Origin of the sequence: Leptospira jelokensis (assembly GCF_004769635.1) — a bacterium.
Classification (GTDB): Bacteria; Spirochaetota; Leptospiria; order Leptospirales; family Leptospiraceae; genus Leptospira_A; species Leptospira_A jelokensis.
This window is the reverse complement of record NZ_RQGH01000039.1, coordinates 1-20,190: the sequence shown is the minus strand read 5'-3', so window position 1 is coordinate 20,190 and position 20,190 is coordinate 1. Positions and strand designations below refer to the sequence as shown.

Sequence of the window (20,190 nt, the reverse complement as noted above, 5' to 3'; positions counted from 1 at the left end):
TTAAGTAGTGGAGTGTCCTTTTAATAAATGTAAGATTGATGTTTCCAAAAAACTTTTATAATCCAAAACAAATAATTCTAAATCTGTATCTTTGACTGCTTCTCTCACTTGGTTAGACGGAAAACCATGGGACCAAGAACCCACTGCCAATGCATGGCATTGCATTAAAAAAAGAAATCCAGATTGTTCGCTAAAAAAAGGAAAAAATCGAATCAATTGAGGTAATACATTACTGATTTGTAATTTGATATTTGTTTTGAATTCTCTGATGGTTTGGATACTTGCATTTTTTTCTAAAATCGTTGGAACAATGGGTAAAAGTTTTAAAAATCTTGTGTGTCGGTCCATGGATTGGACAAACCAATTGGAAAATTTTTTAGCATCGAGTTGTGAACAAGTATTTAGAAATTCGTTTAGGTCTAAAAACCAAGATTCATAATCGGCACTGTGGATTCGTAAACATAAATCTTCTTTGGTTGGGAAGTATAGATATAAAGTGCCTTTTGCAATTTTTGCACGTTTGGCAACTTCATCCATAGAAAGTTCTGACCAATCTTTTTTTTGCAGGATGGAAGCCGCAGCTTGTATGATGGACGTACGTTTGGATAGTTTGTCTTTTTCTAAAACGGCTCTCTTCTTCGGGGAACGTTCTAAAACTTGTGCACGACTCATACTTCCAAGTTACGAATCTTCCAAATTTTATGCTAGAAAAAAATAGAAATTGACCTTAGGTCAATTTGGGGTGACTTCAAGTCAGAAATTCCAATTTGATCTAAGTTTAAATTCTTTGGTTGCAAATTTTTCATCATTGGTTCCATTGAATCATTGTGTGTGGACGGTTTGGGTATACCATCATCAAATTAAAAGATGGAACTGAGAAATGGATTCGTTTGATCCAAGGAACCAGAGTTTTTGATATCCAAAAAGTGGAAGAATCCTTTCGTAATGTCCCCAATTTTGAATTTTATCCTAGTTCGTTTGCACCTGTCATTCATTCCGAAGAAAAGGGTGAGTGGAATTTACTCGAGCCAATGCAATGGGGGATCCAACCAGAATGGTCTCCAAAACCCATCTTTAACACCAGAGTCGAACGTTTGTTTGCAACGCCATTCTGGTCAGTAGCCGCAAAATCGAACCGATGTATCATCCCCGCATCATTTTTTAATGAATGGAAATCCGAAAAAGGTACAAAAATAAAATACAAAATATCTCCCGCATCTGGTGAAAGTTTTTGTTTTGCGGGAATTTACGGTATGATTCCAAACCAAAAAACCAAAACCTATTGGTTTAGTATCATCACACAAGAAGGAAACTCTTTAATGAAAGAGATTCATAATTCTGGTGGAAATCAAGGACGACAACCGGTTCATCTAACGGAAGATAGCTGGGAAAGTTGGTTAGATCCAAAACTGTCCGAGGAATCAAATATAATAAAATTAATCCAAACATATCCAAACGAATTTTTAAATGCAGAACCAGAATCGCCAGAACCAATGTTATTTTAATTGGTTGAAGGATCAGACCTTTTCATTACATTGAAATCAAACATATGAAGTTTTTCCCAAAAACAAAAAAACTACTCATCTCATCTTTCATTTTTATGATTTGCTTCCATTCCCTTTTATCACAATCGAAATCTTGTGAGCCAATATCGGAAGACCGTAAAATCGAAATCTTATTGAAAAAAATTGGAAACTTTGAAGGAAGTTTTATCCGCAACGGAGAACTACACGAATCAAAAGAGGCCGAGAACCACTTACGATATAAATTGAAAGAAGCCAAAACCTCTTTTTTTGCTCCAGATCCAAAGGATTGGACGGCAAAACTGTTTATTGAAAAAATTGCGACCAAATCCTTTTTATCAGGAACACCATATAAGATCCGTTATCGGAATGGAAAAGAAGTGCTTAGTTCCGTGTGGCTCTATGAAGAACTAAAAAACATCGAACGATGCCCTTAGTTCTTAAGATGAATTGAAATCATTCGATTGAGGTTTGGAACCCTAATTTTGTAGGAGTGGTTTCTGTTGAAGTGAACACCCGATCCATGTACCCAACCTTCCCAGCACATAATTCTTTCATTTGATCTGTCCGTTTTGATTCGGGGGAAGAAAAGTTAGAAGTATATCGAATGGATTCAAAAAAACCTGTATTTGGTTGGATGTACACATCGGCAATTTGATATGCGCCAGACCCATCTCCTGTGGAAACCGAGGATCCAGAACTGTAACGATCAAACAAATTTGGGATACGAGAGCGATTCCTCCATAATCCAGATTTAGATTCAAAGATCGTTGGTGGTTCTTCAAACATTTCTACATCACCGGTGGATGATCCTAAAAAGGATACCCATTGTAAATTTCCATTTAGATCATATTGTGCAAATGCATAATGTTCTGTATCATTTTGCATTGTTTCCTTAACAACAGAACTCCAAGAACTATTGGTTGTGATCAGTTGTAAAATTGAAGTTTCAGTAACGACAAGTTGTCGGCTATCACCGTAAGTTGCACTCGGGTTACCATTATAAACTAAATATTCTATGTTTCCTTCCGGATTGACTTTTATGATATAAGGTAATGTTTGTCCAATCGTTGGATGGATGTACCCATTCATGCTGCCTGCTGAAACCCCACCCAAGTATATTGAACCATTTAAATAGGTTGCATTATTTGGAAAATCATAGTAATCACTAGCGATATATTTTTGTAGTTTTCCTTGTCCATTTCCTTCTAGAATTGCATATAAAATATCTGTGTCTGATTCACTTCCTTGAGGCGAATTTTGCGGAGTAGGTAATTCCGAAAATGCTGTATGGCCATTGGATCCTTCATTCACTAAAAACAAATGGATTTGGTCGAAGCCATCCACTGCTGTTACTAAAAAATTACCAACATCAACCGAGTCTAAATAGGTATACCAAGTCCGACTGCCATCGGTTCTATGCCTTCCTACGTAAATGGAATTCGGATTGGATTCTCTCGGAGATAACAAACCCGGTACATTCTGTCCAGAGACAGTTGATATAAAACTAATCGCAAGATCACCATTTGCAAATCGGCTAAGCCTTGGATTGAAATTAAGGTTGCTATACATTTGCCCTAAATAGTCAACCCAAACGATATCTCCATTATTTCTGGATAGTCGTAATAGGAATAAATTTAAGCTCTCACCAGGTGTACCTTGGAAATTTCCAGTGATACCTTCTGTGACGCCCGATAGAATTGGATCTTCTGTTGCCCCAATGACAATGATGTCTCCATCCGGTAAAAAAAGAAAATCAGTTCCATAAGTTGCATATAGACCCGATCCATACCTTCTTTCCCATGCTGAAAAGTTTCGACATCCGTCATTTAAAAGTAGGGATTGAATGAAGTTACGGATCCAAAAATCTGATTTTGCTGGGTCGTTTGGGTTATTCAGATCCGGTTTGCAAGAAAGTAAAATGAAAATACAAATAGGAATTAGAATGCGAATCATGAAGTGCAAAGTCCTAACAGTGGTATGTCTATGACCATGTTGCGAACTGTGTTCATCGCGACGAATCGAAATTTAATTTAGATACTTTTCTTTCTTTTAGTCAAAAAATTATGTAAACAATAGTTGTAAAAAATGGATGATCATGTAGTGTAATCCACCATACCAAAAGATTGGGAGAGTTCCATGCCCTTAAAAAGATTTTTAATTCTACTTTGTTTTCTTTTCACAACCACTTTGATTTCGCAAACAATCGAATCTGAGTTTAGCTTTGCAACAGACTTCAATGTCCGTCCCACATTTGTGGAGGGCAACAACCCTTACTTCGTAAATGCTGGGAAATGGATTTTTATTGGGCAAACCGCAGATTTTGACGAACCTGGAGTTTACTTTTATGAAACAAGTTCCAAACAAAAAATTTACAAACCCATTCCTTTGGAAACGTATTATCTAGCGCACACACAAGACTTTCTCGGACAAATTGAAACTAAAGGCAAACGCCTTCCTTTATCTGTGTATGAGTTTTTATTTTATGATGAAACCAGCAAACGTGCAGGATTTGTTTTGGAAAACAAAGCCAAATCATCGAAAGCTAAAAAATACTTTTATGTAGGTTGGGATCTCGGTACAAATACAATTGATGTTGTGGAACCTATATTCGAAATTCCTGAAGACGATAAAAAATCTTTTGCCCAAAGTTCTTTTATTGGTTTTTCAGAGAAAGACCAAATTGCCTATTTTACGTTTGCTGTGGATGCAGATTTAAAGGATGATGTATCCGAAGATGTAACTGCTTTTGTTTATAAAGTCCAAAACCAATTGGTTACAAAACTTAAAGAATACAAATCTAAATTTTATCCATACACACCAGAGTTCCATCCAGAGACCAATCAAATAGTGATCGCTTGTTATGCGGAAGCATTTCAAAATCGAAACCCAACTGGGTATTTATTTAAATTGGATACAGATAGTTTCCAAGCATTTTCGATTCCCTCTACACCCTATGGGATTAGTTTTTCAAAGGATGGAAAGTTTTTATACATGGCTGCTTCCGACACGGGGGAAGTTCGGATGTACAATACAGACAACTTGTCAGACGTAAAAAAATCCAAATGGGGGACACATGGCCATAAACTTGGATTTTGGAAAGAAGGGGAACTTGTTTGGGTACGCAATTCTGGTCTTCACATTTACGATCCCAAAACTCTCAAACAAAAGAAGGTGATCCCAACGAAAAAGTTTTATAAAAATCATGTGAACGTGAGTGGGTCGGCATTCCTTCCTTTTCAAAAATTATTACTGCGAAATATTTTAGAAGATGTGAAGGGGGGTGCATCCAATCGGATTCTCATCGCAGATTAAAAGATGGTGAAACCTACTGGTCCACTGAAAAAATAAAAATTTGTTATTCCAGTAGATCAGTAGCAAATTGTGTTATAAATCAATTTTATTTCCAAAAATTTGCATGGTCTTCTGCATACTTTTGAAATGAAATTGGTTCTTTCCCTGTGATTTGTTTCACTGAGTCAACAATGGGGGATGCAAATCCATCTTTTAAGGCTCCAGCGATCATCACAAGAAAGGAAGCATAATCTTTTGATAGTCCAACGGAAACCATAGATGATTCGAAAACCTTTGGATCTACATCAACATATTCAATATTTTTTCCACTGACAGATGTTAAGTGTTTTGCAACTTGGACATGGTCGATTGATTCTTTTCCCGTTAACGCAAAGGCTTGGTTCTCATAGGTATTGGTAGTTAGTAAAACGAAAGCAACGGAAGCAATGTCTCTTGCATCAATAAAACTTGCATTCGCATTCCCACCAGGAAAATAAACTTTCCCGTCTTGTTTGATCCCTGCAATCCAAAATGTATTAAAATTTTGCATAAACCAATTAGGGCGGATGATGTTGTATGGGATCCCAGAACTTTCTAACAATAGTTCGGTTTTTCGAAAGGGTGCTTCCGGAGGTGCATGTTCCACTCCCATTGCCGTCATGAGCACTAATTTTTTTAATCCAACTTGTTTTGCTTTTTCGATCCAAGGTGAGAGGATTTCATATTGGTTTGTTTCCCCAGGAGGGCTAAGGAAAAAAGCAGAATCCATCGTTTCCAATACCTCGACCCCTTTTTTTGGTTCTTTGGAATCGGCAAAAACCCAATGCAAATTCGGTTCCTTGGTTTGTGCTTCCGGTTTACGGGAACCAACCCAAACTTCATGGCCTGATTTAAGTAATTCTTTGACTAAGTGTCCCCCAACAAGGCCTGTTCCGCCATATACAAATACTTTCATGTGTTTATCCTTTTTTGATCCATTGCATTCATTGTTTGGATCTAGTTTCCTATTTAATACTATTTTAACCAAAAATTATGGACTGTCTATGTCGAATGATATTAAAAATATATCCAATCGTATAAATTTGTAGACAAATAGTATGTTTTGGTGTATTTTCATTGTATGGATTTATTATCAGATATTTTGTCTTCGGCTGGTTGGAAAAACGACTTATTATCTAAGGGTCAAATTTATGAAAGTTTTGGATTCCATTTTCCCTGTGAAAGGAGTGGGGGCTTTCATGTCGTCACGCAAGGTAGCTGTTATGCGAGGATGGGAAAAAAAATTTTCCAATTACAAAAAGGAGATTTGTTGTTCATCACAAAAGGAATCCATCACGAACTCTTATCCGATCCAAAAGCGAAAGTAGTCACCATTGAACGATTTTTAGGTGAAAAATTCAATCAAACAAAAACTGACGTTCCAGTGACTACATTTGTAACCATTCGTTATGAGGTGCCAATTGGGCCCATCCATCCTTTACTCGCTGAACTTCCTGACTACATTTATATTCCTTATTCCAACATCCAGAAACACCATTCCTTAGAAGACATCATTCAGATTTTATCCAAAGAATTAGAACTTAACTTAGGTACTGATTTAATTATACAAAGATTAACAGATATTATGTTATACTATATGATTCGAATTTGGTTGAACCAACAAGAAAATTCAACTGTGGGTTGGATCAAAGCGTTCCAGGACAAATCTGTTTTGTATGCATTAGAAAAATTACACAATGCTTATGCAAAAGATTGGACCATTGAATCTCTGGCCAAAGAAACAGGTATCTCACGTGCTAATTTAGCAAACAAGTTTCGGGATGTACTTGGAATTCCACCTATGGAATATTTGGCGAAACTTAGGATGGAGAAAGCCAAACAATTATTCCAAAAAGGAAATATGGGATTGGAAGAAATTGCGCAAAATGTTGGGTATGCCTCTTCATTTTCCTTTTCAAAAGCTTACAAAAGGATATACGGCAACTCACCGAGTCGAGAGTGGAAAGGAGTGATTTAATAAATCGCGGATTGAATCCAGTTGGTTTTTTTTCGGTAAAAACTTTGGTTGGTTACGAAAAACTTCCGCTGCCTTTCTAAGTTTCGTTGTTTCGGGAAAGAGTGGTTTCATTTCATGCCACCTTCCATCTCGTTTCATTTGTTCCGAAAGTTGGAGGTAGGATTTGATCCTTCCTGCTTTTGATGCAAAACGGATTCGATTTTTGCATTGGCAAGGATTTTTCGCATTTGTTAAACTACATTCTTTTCCTAAAAATTCTTCCATTTGGGTTCTTGCTCTTTTTAGGATTTGTCGGAAAGCATCGGCTCGAATTCCCATCACATAACCTGCTTCTTCACTAGAAAGAGAAAATACCTCTCCCAATAGATAGGCCATTCTATACTTTCTTGTTAAAGCTTGTAACATCGCATAGGTGCATGCCACTTGGACATGTAAAACCAGATGAGATATTTTTTCTTTTACCTCATCTCCTTCTCTTTGTGAAGCAGGCTCAAATGCATCATTGGAAACAGAAGGACTTTGTGATCTGTGCAATTCTTCCCGAATGGTTCGTAAGTGAATCTGTTTTGATTCTAGTTTGGATTTTTTTATATTGATCAGGTGGTTACTTGCAATTTTGTAAATCCAAGTGGAGAGTTTACTTTCTCTTCGAAACCCACCTAGATTTGTTATCACTTTGACTAAGATTTCTTGGGTGGCATCTTCCGCATCTTCTGGGTTCCATAAAAATTTGAGAGCCAAAGAAAATACTTTTGGTTGGAAGAATTGAATCAACTCTTCCAACGCTTTTGTTTTCCCTAATAAACAATCTTCTAATAAAGATAGGTGCGGATCATTCATTATTATTTTTTGTAAGCCAACCAGTGTAAAACTAATGCTAAGAATGCAGGTAAACCTTGCGAAAACAAAATGGAAAATTTTGCAGTCGCTGAGCCATAAATCCCTGCCACCACAATGCAAATGAGAAAAAACAAAATGGTTTGGAATTTTTGATTTTGGTCTTTGATGAAAAACAAAGCCCAAAATAGTCCAGCCGCCAAAAATCCATTGTACAAACCTTGGTTTTTTGCAAGTTTCGAAGTGATCTCAGCTGTTTCAGGTGTGAGTTGGAATACCTTCATTCCAAATTCCGTTTTCCATAAAAACATTTCCAAAACCAAAATGAAAACATGTTCAATGGCTACAAAGCCAGTGAGTAGTAGTGATGCGAATTTCATTGAATCCTCCTAAAGATTCGATTACCCTTTAAGACAACGGGTTTTTTTGTTTGTGACAAAATTGGGAAAAAAAAATTGGAAAAGATATTTTTCTCCACACCAACTTTGGGATAGAAATTCAAATTACGATCTTGGATTTGACAAAGGATCTTAAGTTCACTATGGATTCTTTACGGTTCCTCGCTTGCAGGCCTTGTGGAAACTTCAATGGAACGGATGCTCGACACAGTGGATGAGGTTGGAGATAAAAATTTTACTTTGACCATCCTTCCTTGGCAAATTTCTGTTTGGTTCGTGAGTATCGTTACATTGTTTCCACCGGCTTCACTTCCGTTGAAATATTCTAGAGTTTTGAATTGTCCCGATTGTGGAACAAGTTTGGCTCGAACCTGTCCAAAAGGATTTTGTATGGATCCACTCACAAAGTCGGATGGAATTCCTGTAAATTGGCTACCATTATCGTTTGCTAATAGTTCTCCTAAAAATTCATCGGTTGTACTCCGGTAAGCAAACGCATTGGGATAGGTTTCAGGAACATCAACAGTGTTTGAACCTAAAAACTGAAACCAGTTTGGCGTCGTTGAGTTGATGGTTGAGGATGCTAAAAAATAATTTCGATTCAGACCTAATCCTTCAAAAGGGTAGAGGGTGCCTGTATTGGAAAATGCGTTGGTAGATTTACCAAGGATAAAGAATCTTCCATTCCCATAAGTCACATACTGTAAAAAAGTTTGTGAAGTAGAAGCACTCGTACCAAAATAACCGACGGAGTCCCAAGTTAGATTTTGGTTGGCAATCCCGATAAAGGACCTTAACTCATTGACAAATGGGTGGCCAGATGTTGAAACAAAATTGAAGTTTGTATTTCCGAAAATATAAATTTTATCTCCAATCACAAAATGATCCATAGTTTCCGTTACATTTCCTGTATTAGGGAAAAACGATTGGATTTTTCCTACTCCGTCTCCACTGATGATGGCAATCCCCACTTCGGTTTGATTTGAAATGGATCCATTTGATGCGGTTTGGGGAACCGGGAGACTGGGAAAACTGAGTCCCGCCGTATCGGAGCTTGGGGTTGCACCAGCATTAGAAGTGAAACGAAGTACCATCTCGTCTCTCTCATTGATTTTCAATCCATAACCAGAAATAGTGATACGAGTATTGTTTTTATTCGCATAACCTTGCCAGACGATTGCACCTGTGTCTTGGTTGTAACGGGCCAAGTAATAAGCAACATTATTTACCTTATCATTGATTGTATTGGATCTTCCAAGTCCATTGACCAAAACAAAAAATCCTAAATCACCATTGGAAAATTCATCTACGGATATTAAGGGATCATGAGGCCAATCCTCGATTCCATAACTCATCTCACCCAAATAATCAAGCCAGAGGATTTTTGAAAAGTGTCTGTCTATTACAAATGTCACCGCATTGAAGCTAGAGTTTTGGTGGTTGGAATGAATCCCATTGGCAGATCCATTCCATACCAATGGTTCTTCTGTGATCGCAGTTACAACCGTTTTCCCACTACGCAGGGTTTTGATTGACATCGGTATGATCATCTTCGTTCCACTACCCAATCGAAGGTTGCCTCTAACATTGGGATCACAAAGTGAGTTTAAATACGCATTCAGTAAAAAGGTTTCTAAAAACGATTTTGAAAAGGGATCTGCTGGATTGTTTAAGTTCAGTTTGCAATTGCCAAGGGAGACCAGAAAAAGGATGCTAATTGCAAGAATGAGTAAAATAGAATTAAGTTTCGTATGTTTTTTCATTTGCTTCCAATATTGTATTCCCAATTTGAAATCGGAAATTTATTGAATGAGTTTCTTCTTGAAAAGAGAACCGATATGGATTTGATTCTCAAGTCTTTTGTAGGCTTACACTAAAAAAAATCACTTCAAAATAGGGAAAAACCGTGGTTAGATTCTCTACTAATTGGTAGGAAATGCGCAAGCGATTGCAGCGGAAATCCTTTTGCGAAGCAAAAGATTGGAGCGGAAAGCGCGGTCGCTTGGTCAGGGGATGGTATTTCCACCAAACAACTGCGATGCGCCCATACCTTGGAACGGTTGAATTATGGTAAACTTACATTCTCAATCGAGATTTGTGTGGCTTCAATGGGTGGAGTAGTGGTATAACGGGTATAGTTTAGTCGCACGATCTTTCCTGTGCAAACCTCTCGTATCCTTTCTGTTTGTTCCATTGCGGGCAAACTTAAATTGGATGAATAATGAAATCTGTCGAAAGTTCCTGTTTGTGAATTGATAAATACATCCGCGATGGTATAAGGACCGGATCCATTCCCAGTGATCAAATCTGGAATCGAATCAAAACGACCATTCACTGCTGTGGTCTGTGTTCTGACTAAAAGTTGCGAATTCGCTAGGAGGATTGGTTCTGATTCCGTTGTATCCATTACATTTTCGGAAGCACTTCCTAAAAATGTATTCCAAAGAGTGGCACCACTAGTATTCAATTTCGTTATGATAAAATGTTTGTTTGCTCCGTCAGTGGCAACGATTGGTTCTTTTGGACTTCCGTAAGTGAAGCGGCCATACCCAATCATATAAATCAAATCATCTTTCAGAAAAAATCGTGAGGCACCATAGTCCGATTCGGAATTCGTTCCAATATAAGAATACCAATCCATCGTTCCATCCGTTTCATTCAATTTCATAACAAATGGAACCTGGTAGGAAGGATTGGGATGGGTCGATCCATTGGATCCTTGGCTTGACGTTCCCGTGACAAAAAGTCCATAGGCATTCGCTTCTGCTCCAAAAATATAATCTCCTCCGGAGCTTGTAAAGTACCGTTGGAAAATCATTACACCATTTTCATTCACAGCCAAGTGGATCATATCAGTGTCTGTCCCTGGATCGAGAGAAGTATTGCTTATGGCAGGGCCATCAACAAAAGGTGCGTTAGCTGGTGATCCTCCCGTATTTTCAATAAAAACATGCAAACGGTTGGATGTATCCATCGCAGAGACAATATATTCACCAATACTGGCTGAATCTAAATATGTAAACCATACGCGTGATCCATCTTCACGGATGCGACCAACAAATAGTGCTGAGGTTGCTCCAATCCCTGATTTTGCATTGAGTGTCCCTGGTTGTTCGGCACCTTTAACAATAAACGCAACCGAAGTATCTCCATTGGAATATTTTTTTAGTTTAGGTTTATAAGTAACCTCGCTACTTGCCTCCCCCAGATAATCCACCCAAAGGATATCACCATTCTCTTTGGATATGCGCATTAAAAATGTATTGAGAGTTGTTCCGTTGGCCCCAGCAAAATTGTTTGTGACTCCCGTGGGAGAACCTGGGATGATGTACTGCCTTGTGATGCCTGACACCATATAATCTCCGTTAGAGAGTACAATTAAATCTGATCCTGTGGTTTTATTTGTTCCTGTTCCATAAGTTCGTTTCCAACTTTGAAAATTAGGACATGGATCAAAGGATAAAAAAGCACGCATGACATTGGTTAAAAAGAAATCACGGGAATAAGGATCACTGGGGTTATTCAGATTGAGTTTGCAAGTGCTAAAGGAAAATAAAAAAATGAGAATCGCAGAATAAATAGAATTCATCGTCTACTGGAGACAACATTTCAATACAATTTATTTCTCAAGGAAAAAATGATTTCTGAGTATCAATCTATGGTCACTCGCTCTTGGTCTAACAATTCATTGTAAAAGTTCGATTGCAGTTTTATAAATTGAATCATACTCTAACTTACGTTTTGTCCACGTCCAATCAAGTTTCATAATATTTTTCACTACATCATCTCTTTCGCGAGAAACGAACAAATTGTTCGCTCGTTCCAAAGCATAGCCTAATGAAGCTTTGTCATTCGGTTCAAAGACAATTCCAGTTTTGTACTTTAATAAATTTGATTCTTCTACTGTATCCTTTAGTCCACCGACACGAGACACAATTGGAATGGTTCCATAGGCATGGCTGTACATTTGGTTTAGGCCACAAGGTTCAAAGAGGGATGGCATTAGGAAAAAATCACTGGCGGCCTCAATTTTATGAGCAAGGGATTCGTTGTATCCTTTATAAAAATAAAACACATCGGGCAATGTATCCGACAAATGGAAAAACGCATTTTCTGTTTCGGGATCCCCTGAGCCTAAAACCACATAACGGTGTGGTAGGTGGCGTCTTTCTAATAATGCTTGGAGGAATGTGGGAAATCCTTTTTGGTAGGTGAGTCTGCCGATCAGGCCAATGAGTGGGGCATCCAATGGCAACTTAGGCCTTCCGATTTCTTGATACAGTGATTCTTTGTTTTTCCGTTTGCCATCTTTCCAATTGGTGGTGTTGTACGTTTGGAAAATTCGTTTGTCGGACTCAGGGTTCCATTCGTCTGAATCGATTCCGTTTAATATCCCTCTATAATCATCCTTTCGTTTGTTTAACACATAACTCAGTCCAAATCCATTCGGTTCATTTAAGGTTTCTTCTCGGTAACCCGGGCTTACGGTTGTGATTTGGCCTGCACTGAGAATCCCTGCCTTTATATAATTGCACTTATCATCATGTTCAAAGGGACTTGTGACGAGTCGGAATGGATCTTCTTTTAAAAATCCAGTCATCCAAAAGGGATGGTCCCCTTGGTAAGCGAGATTGTGGATCGTAAAAATGGAAGGGATGGATTTTTGTGAATTTTTTTGTAGGGCTAAAGCGATGGCAGTGTGCCAGTCATGCGCATGGAAGGCATCCACTTGTAAGAATTGGCTTAACGCATAACAAGCGTAAGAAAAGATAGCGAAGCGGTAATGTTCTTCCGCCTGCCCGTAGATGGATTCGAGATTTGCAAATAATTCCGAATCAAAAAAGTACAATTTCACACCAGATTCTTCCGCCTCTAGGAATCTGGCTTTGGTTAGTAAGCTGACAGCTATGGTTCCTTCTTTGGCATCTTCTGGGAGCAGGGCTTTGTATTCATTGCCAGTCCACTTCGGCTCTTTGCCCAACTTCCCAATCAGAGGTAATGCGACATAAACTTCCTCAGCCTTTGCCTGTTCTTTTGTGAGGGAGGCAAGCATATCGGCTAGGCCACCCATCTTAATATAGGGAAAATATTCTGCGGAAGCGTGGAGAATCTTCATTTTCTGTTATTGACACCGACTCGCAAAGTAAGAAGCTAGAAAAACACAAAGTGAAATCGAGGAGAGATCCATGTCAGTATCTACTAATCTAAAAGGCCTTGCTGAATTAGGCCTAAAACCGTCCGAAGTCTTCCATAACTTATCATACGAAGAAATTTACCAGCACGAATTGAATAACAAAGAAGGTGTTACTTCTGATAACGGAACGATGATGGTGGATACAGGGATTTTTACGGGTCGTTCCCCAAAAGACAAATACTTTGTCGATGAACCTTCTTCTACCAATAACATTTGGTGGGGACCAGTGAACACAAAGGTTTCCGAAGCCATTTTCAACGAACTCTACGCAGAAGTTACAAAATTCCTCGATAACAAAAAACTTTATGTTTTCGATGGCCATGCAGGAACAAACGACGACACACGTATCTCTCTCCGTGTGGTAACAGAACGAGCTTGGCAACACCACTTTTGCACCAACATGTTCCTTCGCCCAACCAAAGAAGAACTCGCAAAACTCAACCCAGAGTTTACGATCATCAATGCATCTGGTTACAAAAACGCAAAATACAAAGAACACGGCCTCAATTCTGAAGTGTTTGTGATCTTCCACTTAGCGAAAAAAATCTGTATCATCGGTGGAACGGAATACGGTGGGGAAATGAAAAAAGGGATTTTCTCCGTCATGAACTACTACTTGCCACTTAAGAATGTATTAACTATGCATTGTTCCGCTAACGTTGGTAAGGATGGAGATAGCGCCCTATTTTTTGGTCTTTCTGGAACAGGAAAAACAACCCTTTCCACTGATCCAAATCGTAAACTGATTGGTGATGATGAACATGGTTGGGACGACAATGGAATCTTCAACATTGAAGGTGGCTGTTACGCAAAAACCATCAACCTCGATCCAAAAACAGAACCAGAAATCTATGCAGCGATCCGACGTGATGCTCTCCTTGAAAACGTTGTCTACGATGCAACTACTAAGAAAGTAGATTACTCTTCTGCGGCAAAAACAGAAAACACACGTGTTTCTTACCCGATCTTCCACATCGACAACATCCAACCAGGATCGAAAGCGGGTCACCCAAACACTGTGATCTTCTTAACTTATGATGCATATGGAGTGCTTCCAGCGGTATCGAAACTTTCCATCGAACAAGCGATGTACCACTTCCTTTCTGGTTATACGGCAAAGGTGGCTGGAACAGAGCGCGGTGTCAAAGAACCACAAGCGACTTTCTCTGCTTGTTTTGGTCAGGCGTTTATGACCCTCCACCCAACATACTATGCAAAGTTACTCGGTGAAAAAATGAAAAAACACCAAGTAAATGCCTACCTCATCAACACAGGACTTGTGGGTGGCAAGTATGGTGTTGGAAAAAGGATGAACCTTCCTGCAACTCGCCAAATCATCAATGAAATCCTCAATGGAAACATTGAAAAATCAGAGTTTGAAAAACACCCAGTATTCCAAGTGTCTTTCCCTAAATCGGTAAATGGTGTGGATGCACATATCCTAAACCCACGTAACGCTTGGGAAAACAAAGAAGAATACGACAAAACTGCCGCTGACCTTGCGAAACAATTTGTAGAAAACTACAAAAAGTATCTCACTGGTTCAAAGGAATTTGATTACAGCCAATACGGCCCGATCGCATAAACCGCGTTAGGAAAACAAAAAAAGAGTCGTCGCCTGGTTCCGATTAGGCGGCCATTCAAATTCCCTTTTACAAGAAAAGGAATTCATGATAAACCATCCTTGGGTTACCTCGGGTGGTTTTTTTATTGAATGATTGTTTGCAATTGCTTGCGACCAACCATTAGGTTGTGATTAAGATATTCTATGATCATCCAATCTCCATAAATGAATTTTTGGGCGCCTCGGATTGGTTCGTTGAATGGACTTCCTTTGCAAACCGAGCGGGCTCACTCCGGGGTGCGCTAACGCTCCCGTCCCCAGCCATCGAGCGATGGCAGGTGACCAAGCCCTCCGGATCCCTGGCGCAGGGGGGGGGGGGATAAACGGATTAATTCGATGGAATGAATTGAAATGAGTTCAAACAACCACTCAGAAATCTCTGATGGATCACCAATTTACATTTCTTAATTCTGTCTTTTTGCAATGACTCGAGTTTTTACATACTCGAATCAATTCTATGGATTTTATTTCTTAAATGGCATCTCACCCAAATAATCTTTTTTCCCAATCTCCACGCCGTTGTGTCTTAGAATTGCATAAGCAGTAGTGACGTGAAAATAAAAGTTTGGGATTGCATGATGGGTTAGGTATTCAAATCCGGTGAGATACTGTCCTTCCCATCTCGGCTGCGATACTTTCATCTCAAACACAGATTTAAAATCTGATTCTGTATACGTTTCTAAATACTGGATTACCGATTGGATCCTTGTTTTCAGTTCCGCCAAGTTTGATTCCGTATCATCGTGTTTCGGTGCCTCTTTTCCCGAAATACGCGCGACACAAAGTTTTGCCGTATCACTGGCAATTTGGATTTGTTTGGTTAAATGGAATTGGTCTGGGAATAATCTTGCCGTCAGTAAGTTTTCGAAAGGGAACTTTTTAGATTCCGCATGGAGTTCTGCTTTTTCTAAAATTTTTAGTAAATTCCCAAGACCTTTTTTAAAGGATTGGACAGTGATTTCAAAGATCATTGATTCATTCATGCATCTACTCCAATTTGAGTAGATGCAAAATCAACCGATTAAATGATAAATTTTAAAATGGATCGTCGTCCTAATGGTTTAGTGTGTGTTTGAAATTCCTAAATAATAGGAACTATGAGTGTCGATAGCACTTTCAAAGGGGCTTCTACTTGTCACATACAACTGATTGTCTGCGCCATAATAGGTATAATTTGTTTGGTCAAAATTGATGGAACGGATCTTAGACTGGTTTCGCATAAAGCCAAAATACAATCGAGTTTGGTCATAAATTTTGTAGGAGAGAGAAATCTCTGCCTGAAATCCTAAAATTTCTGTGATATTGTTTGGATTGGTTTTTGATAACGAAAAATAAGGGCCATATCTGCCATCGGCCGAATAACGATTTCCCGTCCATTGGTTCACATAATCTCTGTTACCGTAAGTAATATAAGGATCCAATCCTAAATTTAATTCCAATCCTTCCCAAATTTGAATATTACTACGAAGTGGAATGGAAATCCCGTAGGAATTGATTTTGTCATGACGAATACTGTCGGTAAATTCATAATTTTCAACCTGATACATCCGATCGATTTTTAATAACCCAAGTCCAAAATAAAAAATTTGGTTCTCAAGAGGCATATAAAAGAAATTAAACCGGTATTCTTGCCTTTGGAAATTTCCATAGGGAATCGCCGAAGGAAAAAGTCCATTACTACCCAAGTAAAACGTTTTTTGGTAAGGATCCGCAAGTTTGATATTCACCATATCAAAATCAAATCCAAATTTTTTCTCCATATTCCGATACTTAAAGAATGGCAAATACACCAAATCTTTGTTATTGCGTAAATCCGATTTGTTGTAAGCGATGATTGAATTTGTTTCAAACGGAACATAGGTAAAATTTTGTCCCTTCAATCCATATTCATAGGTTTTGGGATTCGTTTTTCGCTCTTCCACTGCCTCTTGTGCAAAAAGAAAGTTCGTAGAGAGAAAGAAGATCATTAGAAGTGTTTTCAGATTCATTGGGTTCCTTTGGTTACTTGTTATTAGATTTTTGTTTCATGATGATGGGCGCCTCGCATTGGTTCGCTGGTGTGACTTTTATAAAAGCCGACCGGGCTCACTCCGGGGTGCGCTCACGCTCCCGTCCCCCACCATCGAGCGATGGCAGGTGACCTAAGCCCTTCGGATCCCTGGCGCAGGGGTTTACCAGATGAAGAGGTGAGGTCTTCTATTTGAAGATATACCTGCGGTTACAATAATCAAAAGTTTCCCATTAATTCGATCAAAAATTGCCTCTGGTTCAGTATATTCGGTTAACGTAATTTGGTTGCCTGATTCTTGGGTCCCTCCGGGGCCTAATAGATCTGTATGGTTGCAATTTGTAATATTTGAGTCACATCGAAACAAACCAGGTCTGTAAAGATTAGGTTCATTTCTTGTCACCAGTAAAATTTTATTGTTGACGAGATCAACATTTAAAACCGGGGAATTACCAGAGCCATGTCCGTAACCAAGAGATACGTCGGTTTGTGTGCAACTTGTTCCATCTAAATTACATTTAGTAATATTAGGTTTTCTTGAGTTGCCTATATTCATAGTACCAATCAACAATTTATCATTGGTAGGATCTATTGCGAGACTAGGTACGGCACCAGAATACAAAGATCCAATGTTCATTCTGTTAATACATGAGCTAGCATCTAAATTACAGTTAAAAACCATTAACGTACCATTTCCATTTGAACCTGCAATAATTAATTTCCTGTTTTTTTGATCAAATATCATGTCAGACGAACGAAGTCCACCAGAGTTAATTATGTTTGAATGTGAGCAATTCACTCCATCTAGATCACATCGAAAAAGACTCACTGCACTTCCATTGGTATTATACGAAAGAACCAATAGTTTCCTATTGATAGGGTCCACTATGCCTTTAATACTTTTATTTGAAGCAGAATTTTGTCCTTGGCCGGCAGAGATATTCCTATAGATACAATTTGATAAATCTAAGTCGCATTTAAACATAGTGGGCAGTAATCCAATATTATTTATAACAAGTATTTTCCTGTTAAAAGGATCAAAAACTAATTTTGATTTCGTAATGGTAAAATGGGAAGCAGATTGTTCACTTGTAAGGGTAGTGCCAATGCAAGAAGTTCCATTGAGCTCACAACGTACTAATCGTATTTGATTAGTAGATTGTAATATTGAAGATACAAATATTTTTTTACCTATTTCATCAATGGCTGCGCTTGGATTATAATCGTGAGTAACATCGTAACCTGCTGAGATATCTATGAAATCGCCAGCTAAACTTGTGCCAGGTGGGTTCTCTGTTGTCAATGCACCAGCCTCTATTAATGACAAAGCACTTTGGCCAACGACATTATTTGCAGCAACCTTAAAGTAATACAATGTCCCGCTATTGAGACCTGTAATTGTCGCATAGGGTTGGTTTATTGGACCAAAACTTGAATCTGAAGCTGTAACTCCTGGACTTGTGCTATAATACACTGTGTAAGATGTTGCTCCCGTTACCTGCCACCATTGAACGAATGCAGTGGTCCCTCCTCCAAGCGCAGAGACAAAGACTGGTGCATCAGGTGGGCCAACGATATCGAAACTCTGGTTCCCACCGGCACTTACGTTTCCTGCTAAGTCTCGGGCCAGGTAACGCACTTGGTTTGCACCATCCGAAAGAGCCACAGGTGCTGTATACACAGATCCATTTGTCACGGCACCACTTCCATCAAACGTTGGTTCTGTGCCATTTAAGGTATAAATGATTTTATCACAGCCGGTTCCATTTGTATCGGAACAACTAAGTTGGAGTTGGGTTCCGGTGGCAAAGGGACCAACACCTGAAGGAGAGGCCATTGTCACCACGGGTGCTGTCGTGTCTTTTTGAATGGTTCGTGAATTGGAGCCAAAGCTTCCGACTAAGTTTGCAACACAAATACGAACGGTATTGTCCCCTTCGGCAAACTGTGAGTTGGCAATTGTGGATGTGATTTCTGTGGATGCAGAAGCATTCCCTGTGGCATTGGAATTATTTCCCCCATTGCTCACCGCAGTTCCATTGGAACAATTGGTGCCGCCGATTCGGATTTGGTATGTGCCAGCTTTTGAACTTTGCCAATGGAGGGAAACATGAGAAGATCCATTGGTGGCTTGGGTATAAGTGTTGACTGTGATGTTCGCAACTTCGGTATCAACCGTATAATTTTGCGAGTGAACACTGGAAACATTCCCAGCAAGGTCTCTTGCCACAAACTTTGTATAGGTGGTGGACCCATCCGTCATGGCAAGGCTTGCATTGTATAAGTTTCCACTTGTGATTGTGCCAGTCGTTCCTTGGATGGAAGGATTGTTCGGCGAAGAGCCAACTTGCACGGCATAGGCGATCTTGTCACATCCTGATCCACCAGTATCGGAACAAGAGGCAGACACAGATGTTGCCAAACTAAAATTCCCAGCTCCTGGTGAAGTGGTAACAGTCGGTGCCGTATCGTCCCGCATCAGAGTTGCGGAGGCAAAACCGGTAAGTCCATTCGAACCAGTGACACAAATCCGATAGGTCTTCGTGCCTTCACCCGTAAAATTGGAATGAGACCGTTGGAAGGGCTGGTCCGCATTGGCAGAGGCATTTCCTGAAGTCACAAGTGTTCCTTGGGAACAATCACTCCCTTCTCGGATGACAAAGGAGCCAGAACGATTTGTCCTCCAAGTGATTGTTGAACTATTTATCGCACCCACTTGGGAACTGATGGCTGCTGCTGTTTGGCTCACAATAGAGATCGCTGGGATTTGGCTATCTATCGTATATGTGATGTTCAGTGGTGCTGAAAGATTTCCTGCTAGGTCACGGCAGAGCGCTTGTAACGTATGATTTCCTTCTGTCGATAAGGAAATGGATTGAGAGGATCGATTGGATACTGTTCCCGTTTTTGGAGAAAAACTAGGCGAACTCGCATCCAAAGTGTAAACAATGGAACCAGGAGCTCTGTTATCCGAACAAGTAAGCGTAGTCGTCTGTGCTGTTGAATAGGAACCAGCTAACAAAGAACTAGTGAGAGTGGGAGGTGTGGTATCGCTAAGAATAGTCACAATGGTCGTGTCATTGGCGACGCCGTCCCCATCTGTATCAAACCCAACTGGGTTCCCATTCGAATCAATGATGATGACAACTGGGTTTCCTGTTCCACCAGGTGCAGTTGTCAGAAAACCAGGTGGATTGGGACTGATGTAGTAGTCGGCAATCCCATCTCCATTGCTGTCAACCGCATCGGGAATTCCATCCCCGTTTGTATCGAGGAGGATGAGATTGGGAGTGGT

General features: G+C 39.5%; 16 protein-coding genes. 5 read left to right on the top strand and 11 right to left on the bottom strand.

The genetic code is table 11. The annotated features are described in order from the left end of the window. Nucleotides 1-672 (bottom strand): TetR/AcrR family transcriptional regulator, encoded by a 672-nt coding sequence (locus tag EHQ62_RS17340; RefSeq protein ID WP_135645179.1) that lies wholly within the window; start codon nucleotides 670-672, stop codon nucleotides 1-3. Nucleotides 673-827: 155 nt separating this feature from the next. Here EHQ62_RS17340 and EHQ62_RS17335 point away from each other — a divergent pair, with 155 nt between their 5' ends. Further along, a complete protein-coding gene (locus EHQ62_RS17335) occupies nucleotides 828-1,505 on the top strand; it encodes an SOS response-associated peptidase (RefSeq protein ID WP_135645177.1) in 678 nt (225 codons plus the stop codon). A gap of 44 nt (nucleotides 1,506-1,549) precedes the next feature. Then, nucleotides 1,550-1,960 (top strand): DUF5329 family protein, encoded by a 411-nt coding sequence (locus tag EHQ62_RS17330; protein ID WP_135645175.1) that lies wholly within the window; start codon nucleotides 1,550-1,552, stop codon nucleotides 1,958-1,960. Nucleotides 1,961-1,979: 19 nt separating this feature from the next. Here EHQ62_RS17330 and EHQ62_RS17325 read toward each other — a convergent pair whose 3' ends face one another. Further along, nucleotides 1,980-3,479: a hypothetical protein gene (locus EHQ62_RS17325; RefSeq protein WP_135645173.1), complete on the bottom strand. Its 1,500-nt coding sequence runs from the start codon at nucleotides 3,477-3,479 to the stop codon at nucleotides 1,980-1,982. Between the two features lie 183 nt (nucleotides 3,480-3,662). On the opposite strand from EHQ62_RS17325, the gene EHQ62_RS17320 reads away from it, so the two are divergent. Then, the gene (locus EHQ62_RS17320; RefSeq protein WP_135645171.1) at nucleotides 3,663-4,838 is read left to right on the top strand and encodes a YncE family protein; all 1,176 of its coding nucleotides are present in this window, start codon (nucleotides 3,663-3,665) and stop codon (nucleotides 4,836-4,838) included. Nucleotides 4,839-4,923: 85 nt separating this feature from the next. Here the strand turns inward: EHQ62_RS17320 and EHQ62_RS17315 are convergent, their stop codons facing one another. Continuing rightward, nucleotides 4,924-5,772 carry an NAD(P)H-binding protein gene (locus EHQ62_RS17315; protein ID WP_135645169.1) on the bottom strand — a complete coding sequence of 283 codons (849 nt, stop codon included), beginning with the start codon at nucleotides 5,770-5,772 and terminating at the stop codon, nucleotides 4,924-4,926. Between the two features lie 165 nt (nucleotides 5,773-5,937). On the opposite strand from EHQ62_RS17315, the gene EHQ62_RS17310 reads away from it, so the two are divergent. Further along, nucleotides 5,938-6,834 (top strand): AraC family transcriptional regulator, encoded by an 897-nt coding sequence (locus EHQ62_RS17310; protein ID WP_135645167.1) that lies wholly within the window; start codon nucleotides 5,938-5,940, stop codon nucleotides 6,832-6,834. Here EHQ62_RS17310 and EHQ62_RS17305 read toward each other — a convergent pair. The 5 genes from EHQ62_RS17305 to EHQ62_RS17285 all read right to left on the bottom strand — a co-directional run bounded on the left by EHQ62_RS17305 (nucleotide 6,802) and on the right by EHQ62_RS17285 (nucleotide 13,185). After that, on the bottom strand, nucleotides 6,802-7,677 hold the full coding sequence (locus tag EHQ62_RS17305; RefSeq protein ID WP_135645385.1) for an RNA polymerase sigma factor: 876 nt from the start codon (nucleotides 7,675-7,677) through the stop codon (nucleotides 6,802-6,804). The two genes, EHQ62_RS17310 and EHQ62_RS17305, sit on opposite strands and share 33 nt — an antisense overlap. Beyond that, on the bottom strand, nucleotides 7,677-8,051 hold the full coding sequence (locus tag EHQ62_RS17300) for a DUF1304 domain-containing protein (RefSeq protein ID WP_135645166.1): 375 nt from the start codon (nucleotides 8,049-8,051) through the stop codon (nucleotides 7,677-7,679). The genes EHQ62_RS17305 and EHQ62_RS17300 overlap by 1 nt, the downstream gene beginning before the upstream one ends. A gap of 170 nt (nucleotides 8,052-8,221) precedes the next feature. After that, nucleotides 8,222-9,832 carry a hypothetical protein gene (locus EHQ62_RS17295; protein WP_135645164.1) on the bottom strand — a complete coding sequence of 537 codons (1,611 nt, stop codon included), beginning with the start codon at nucleotides 9,830-9,832 and terminating at the stop codon, nucleotides 8,222-8,224. A 302-nt stretch (nucleotides 9,833-10,134) separates the two neighbouring features. Next, nucleotides 10,135-11,658, bottom strand: a complete 1,524-nt coding sequence (locus tag EHQ62_RS17290) for a hypothetical protein (RefSeq protein ID WP_135645162.1) — start codon at nucleotides 11,656-11,658, stop codon at nucleotides 10,135-10,137. A 96-nt stretch (nucleotides 11,659-11,754) separates the two neighbouring features. Then, nucleotides 11,755-13,185, bottom strand: a complete 1,431-nt coding sequence (locus EHQ62_RS17285; protein ID WP_135645160.1) for a glycogen/starch synthase — start codon at nucleotides 13,183-13,185, stop codon at nucleotides 11,755-11,757. A gap of 70 nt (nucleotides 13,186-13,255) precedes the next feature. Between EHQ62_RS17285 and pckA the strand changes: the two genes are divergently transcribed. Continuing rightward, nucleotides 13,256-14,848, top strand: coding sequence for a phosphoenolpyruvate carboxykinase (ATP) (pckA, locus tag EHQ62_RS17280; RefSeq protein WP_135645158.1), 1,593 nt, complete (start codon nucleotides 13,256-13,258; stop codon nucleotides 14,846-14,848). A 503-nt stretch (nucleotides 14,849-15,351) separates the two neighbouring features. On the opposite strand, the gene EHQ62_RS17275 is transcribed toward pckA, so the two are convergent. The 3 genes from EHQ62_RS17275 to EHQ62_RS17265 form a co-directional block, all read right to left on the bottom strand. Further along, on the bottom strand, nucleotides 15,352-15,870 hold the full coding sequence (locus tag EHQ62_RS17275; RefSeq protein WP_135645156.1) for a DUF1993 domain-containing protein: 519 nt from the start codon (nucleotides 15,868-15,870) through the stop codon (nucleotides 15,352-15,354). Between the two features lie 78 nt (nucleotides 15,871-15,948). Then, entirely contained in the window at nucleotides 15,949-16,875 is a 927-nt protein-coding gene (locus EHQ62_RS17270; protein ID WP_135645154.1) for a hypothetical protein, read from the bottom strand. A gap of 183 nt (nucleotides 16,876-17,058) precedes the next feature. Then, the coding region (locus tag EHQ62_RS17265) for a chitobiase/beta-hexosaminidase C-terminal domain-containing protein (protein ID WP_135645152.1) at nucleotides 17,059-20,190 on the bottom strand (3,132 nt) is incomplete at its 5' end.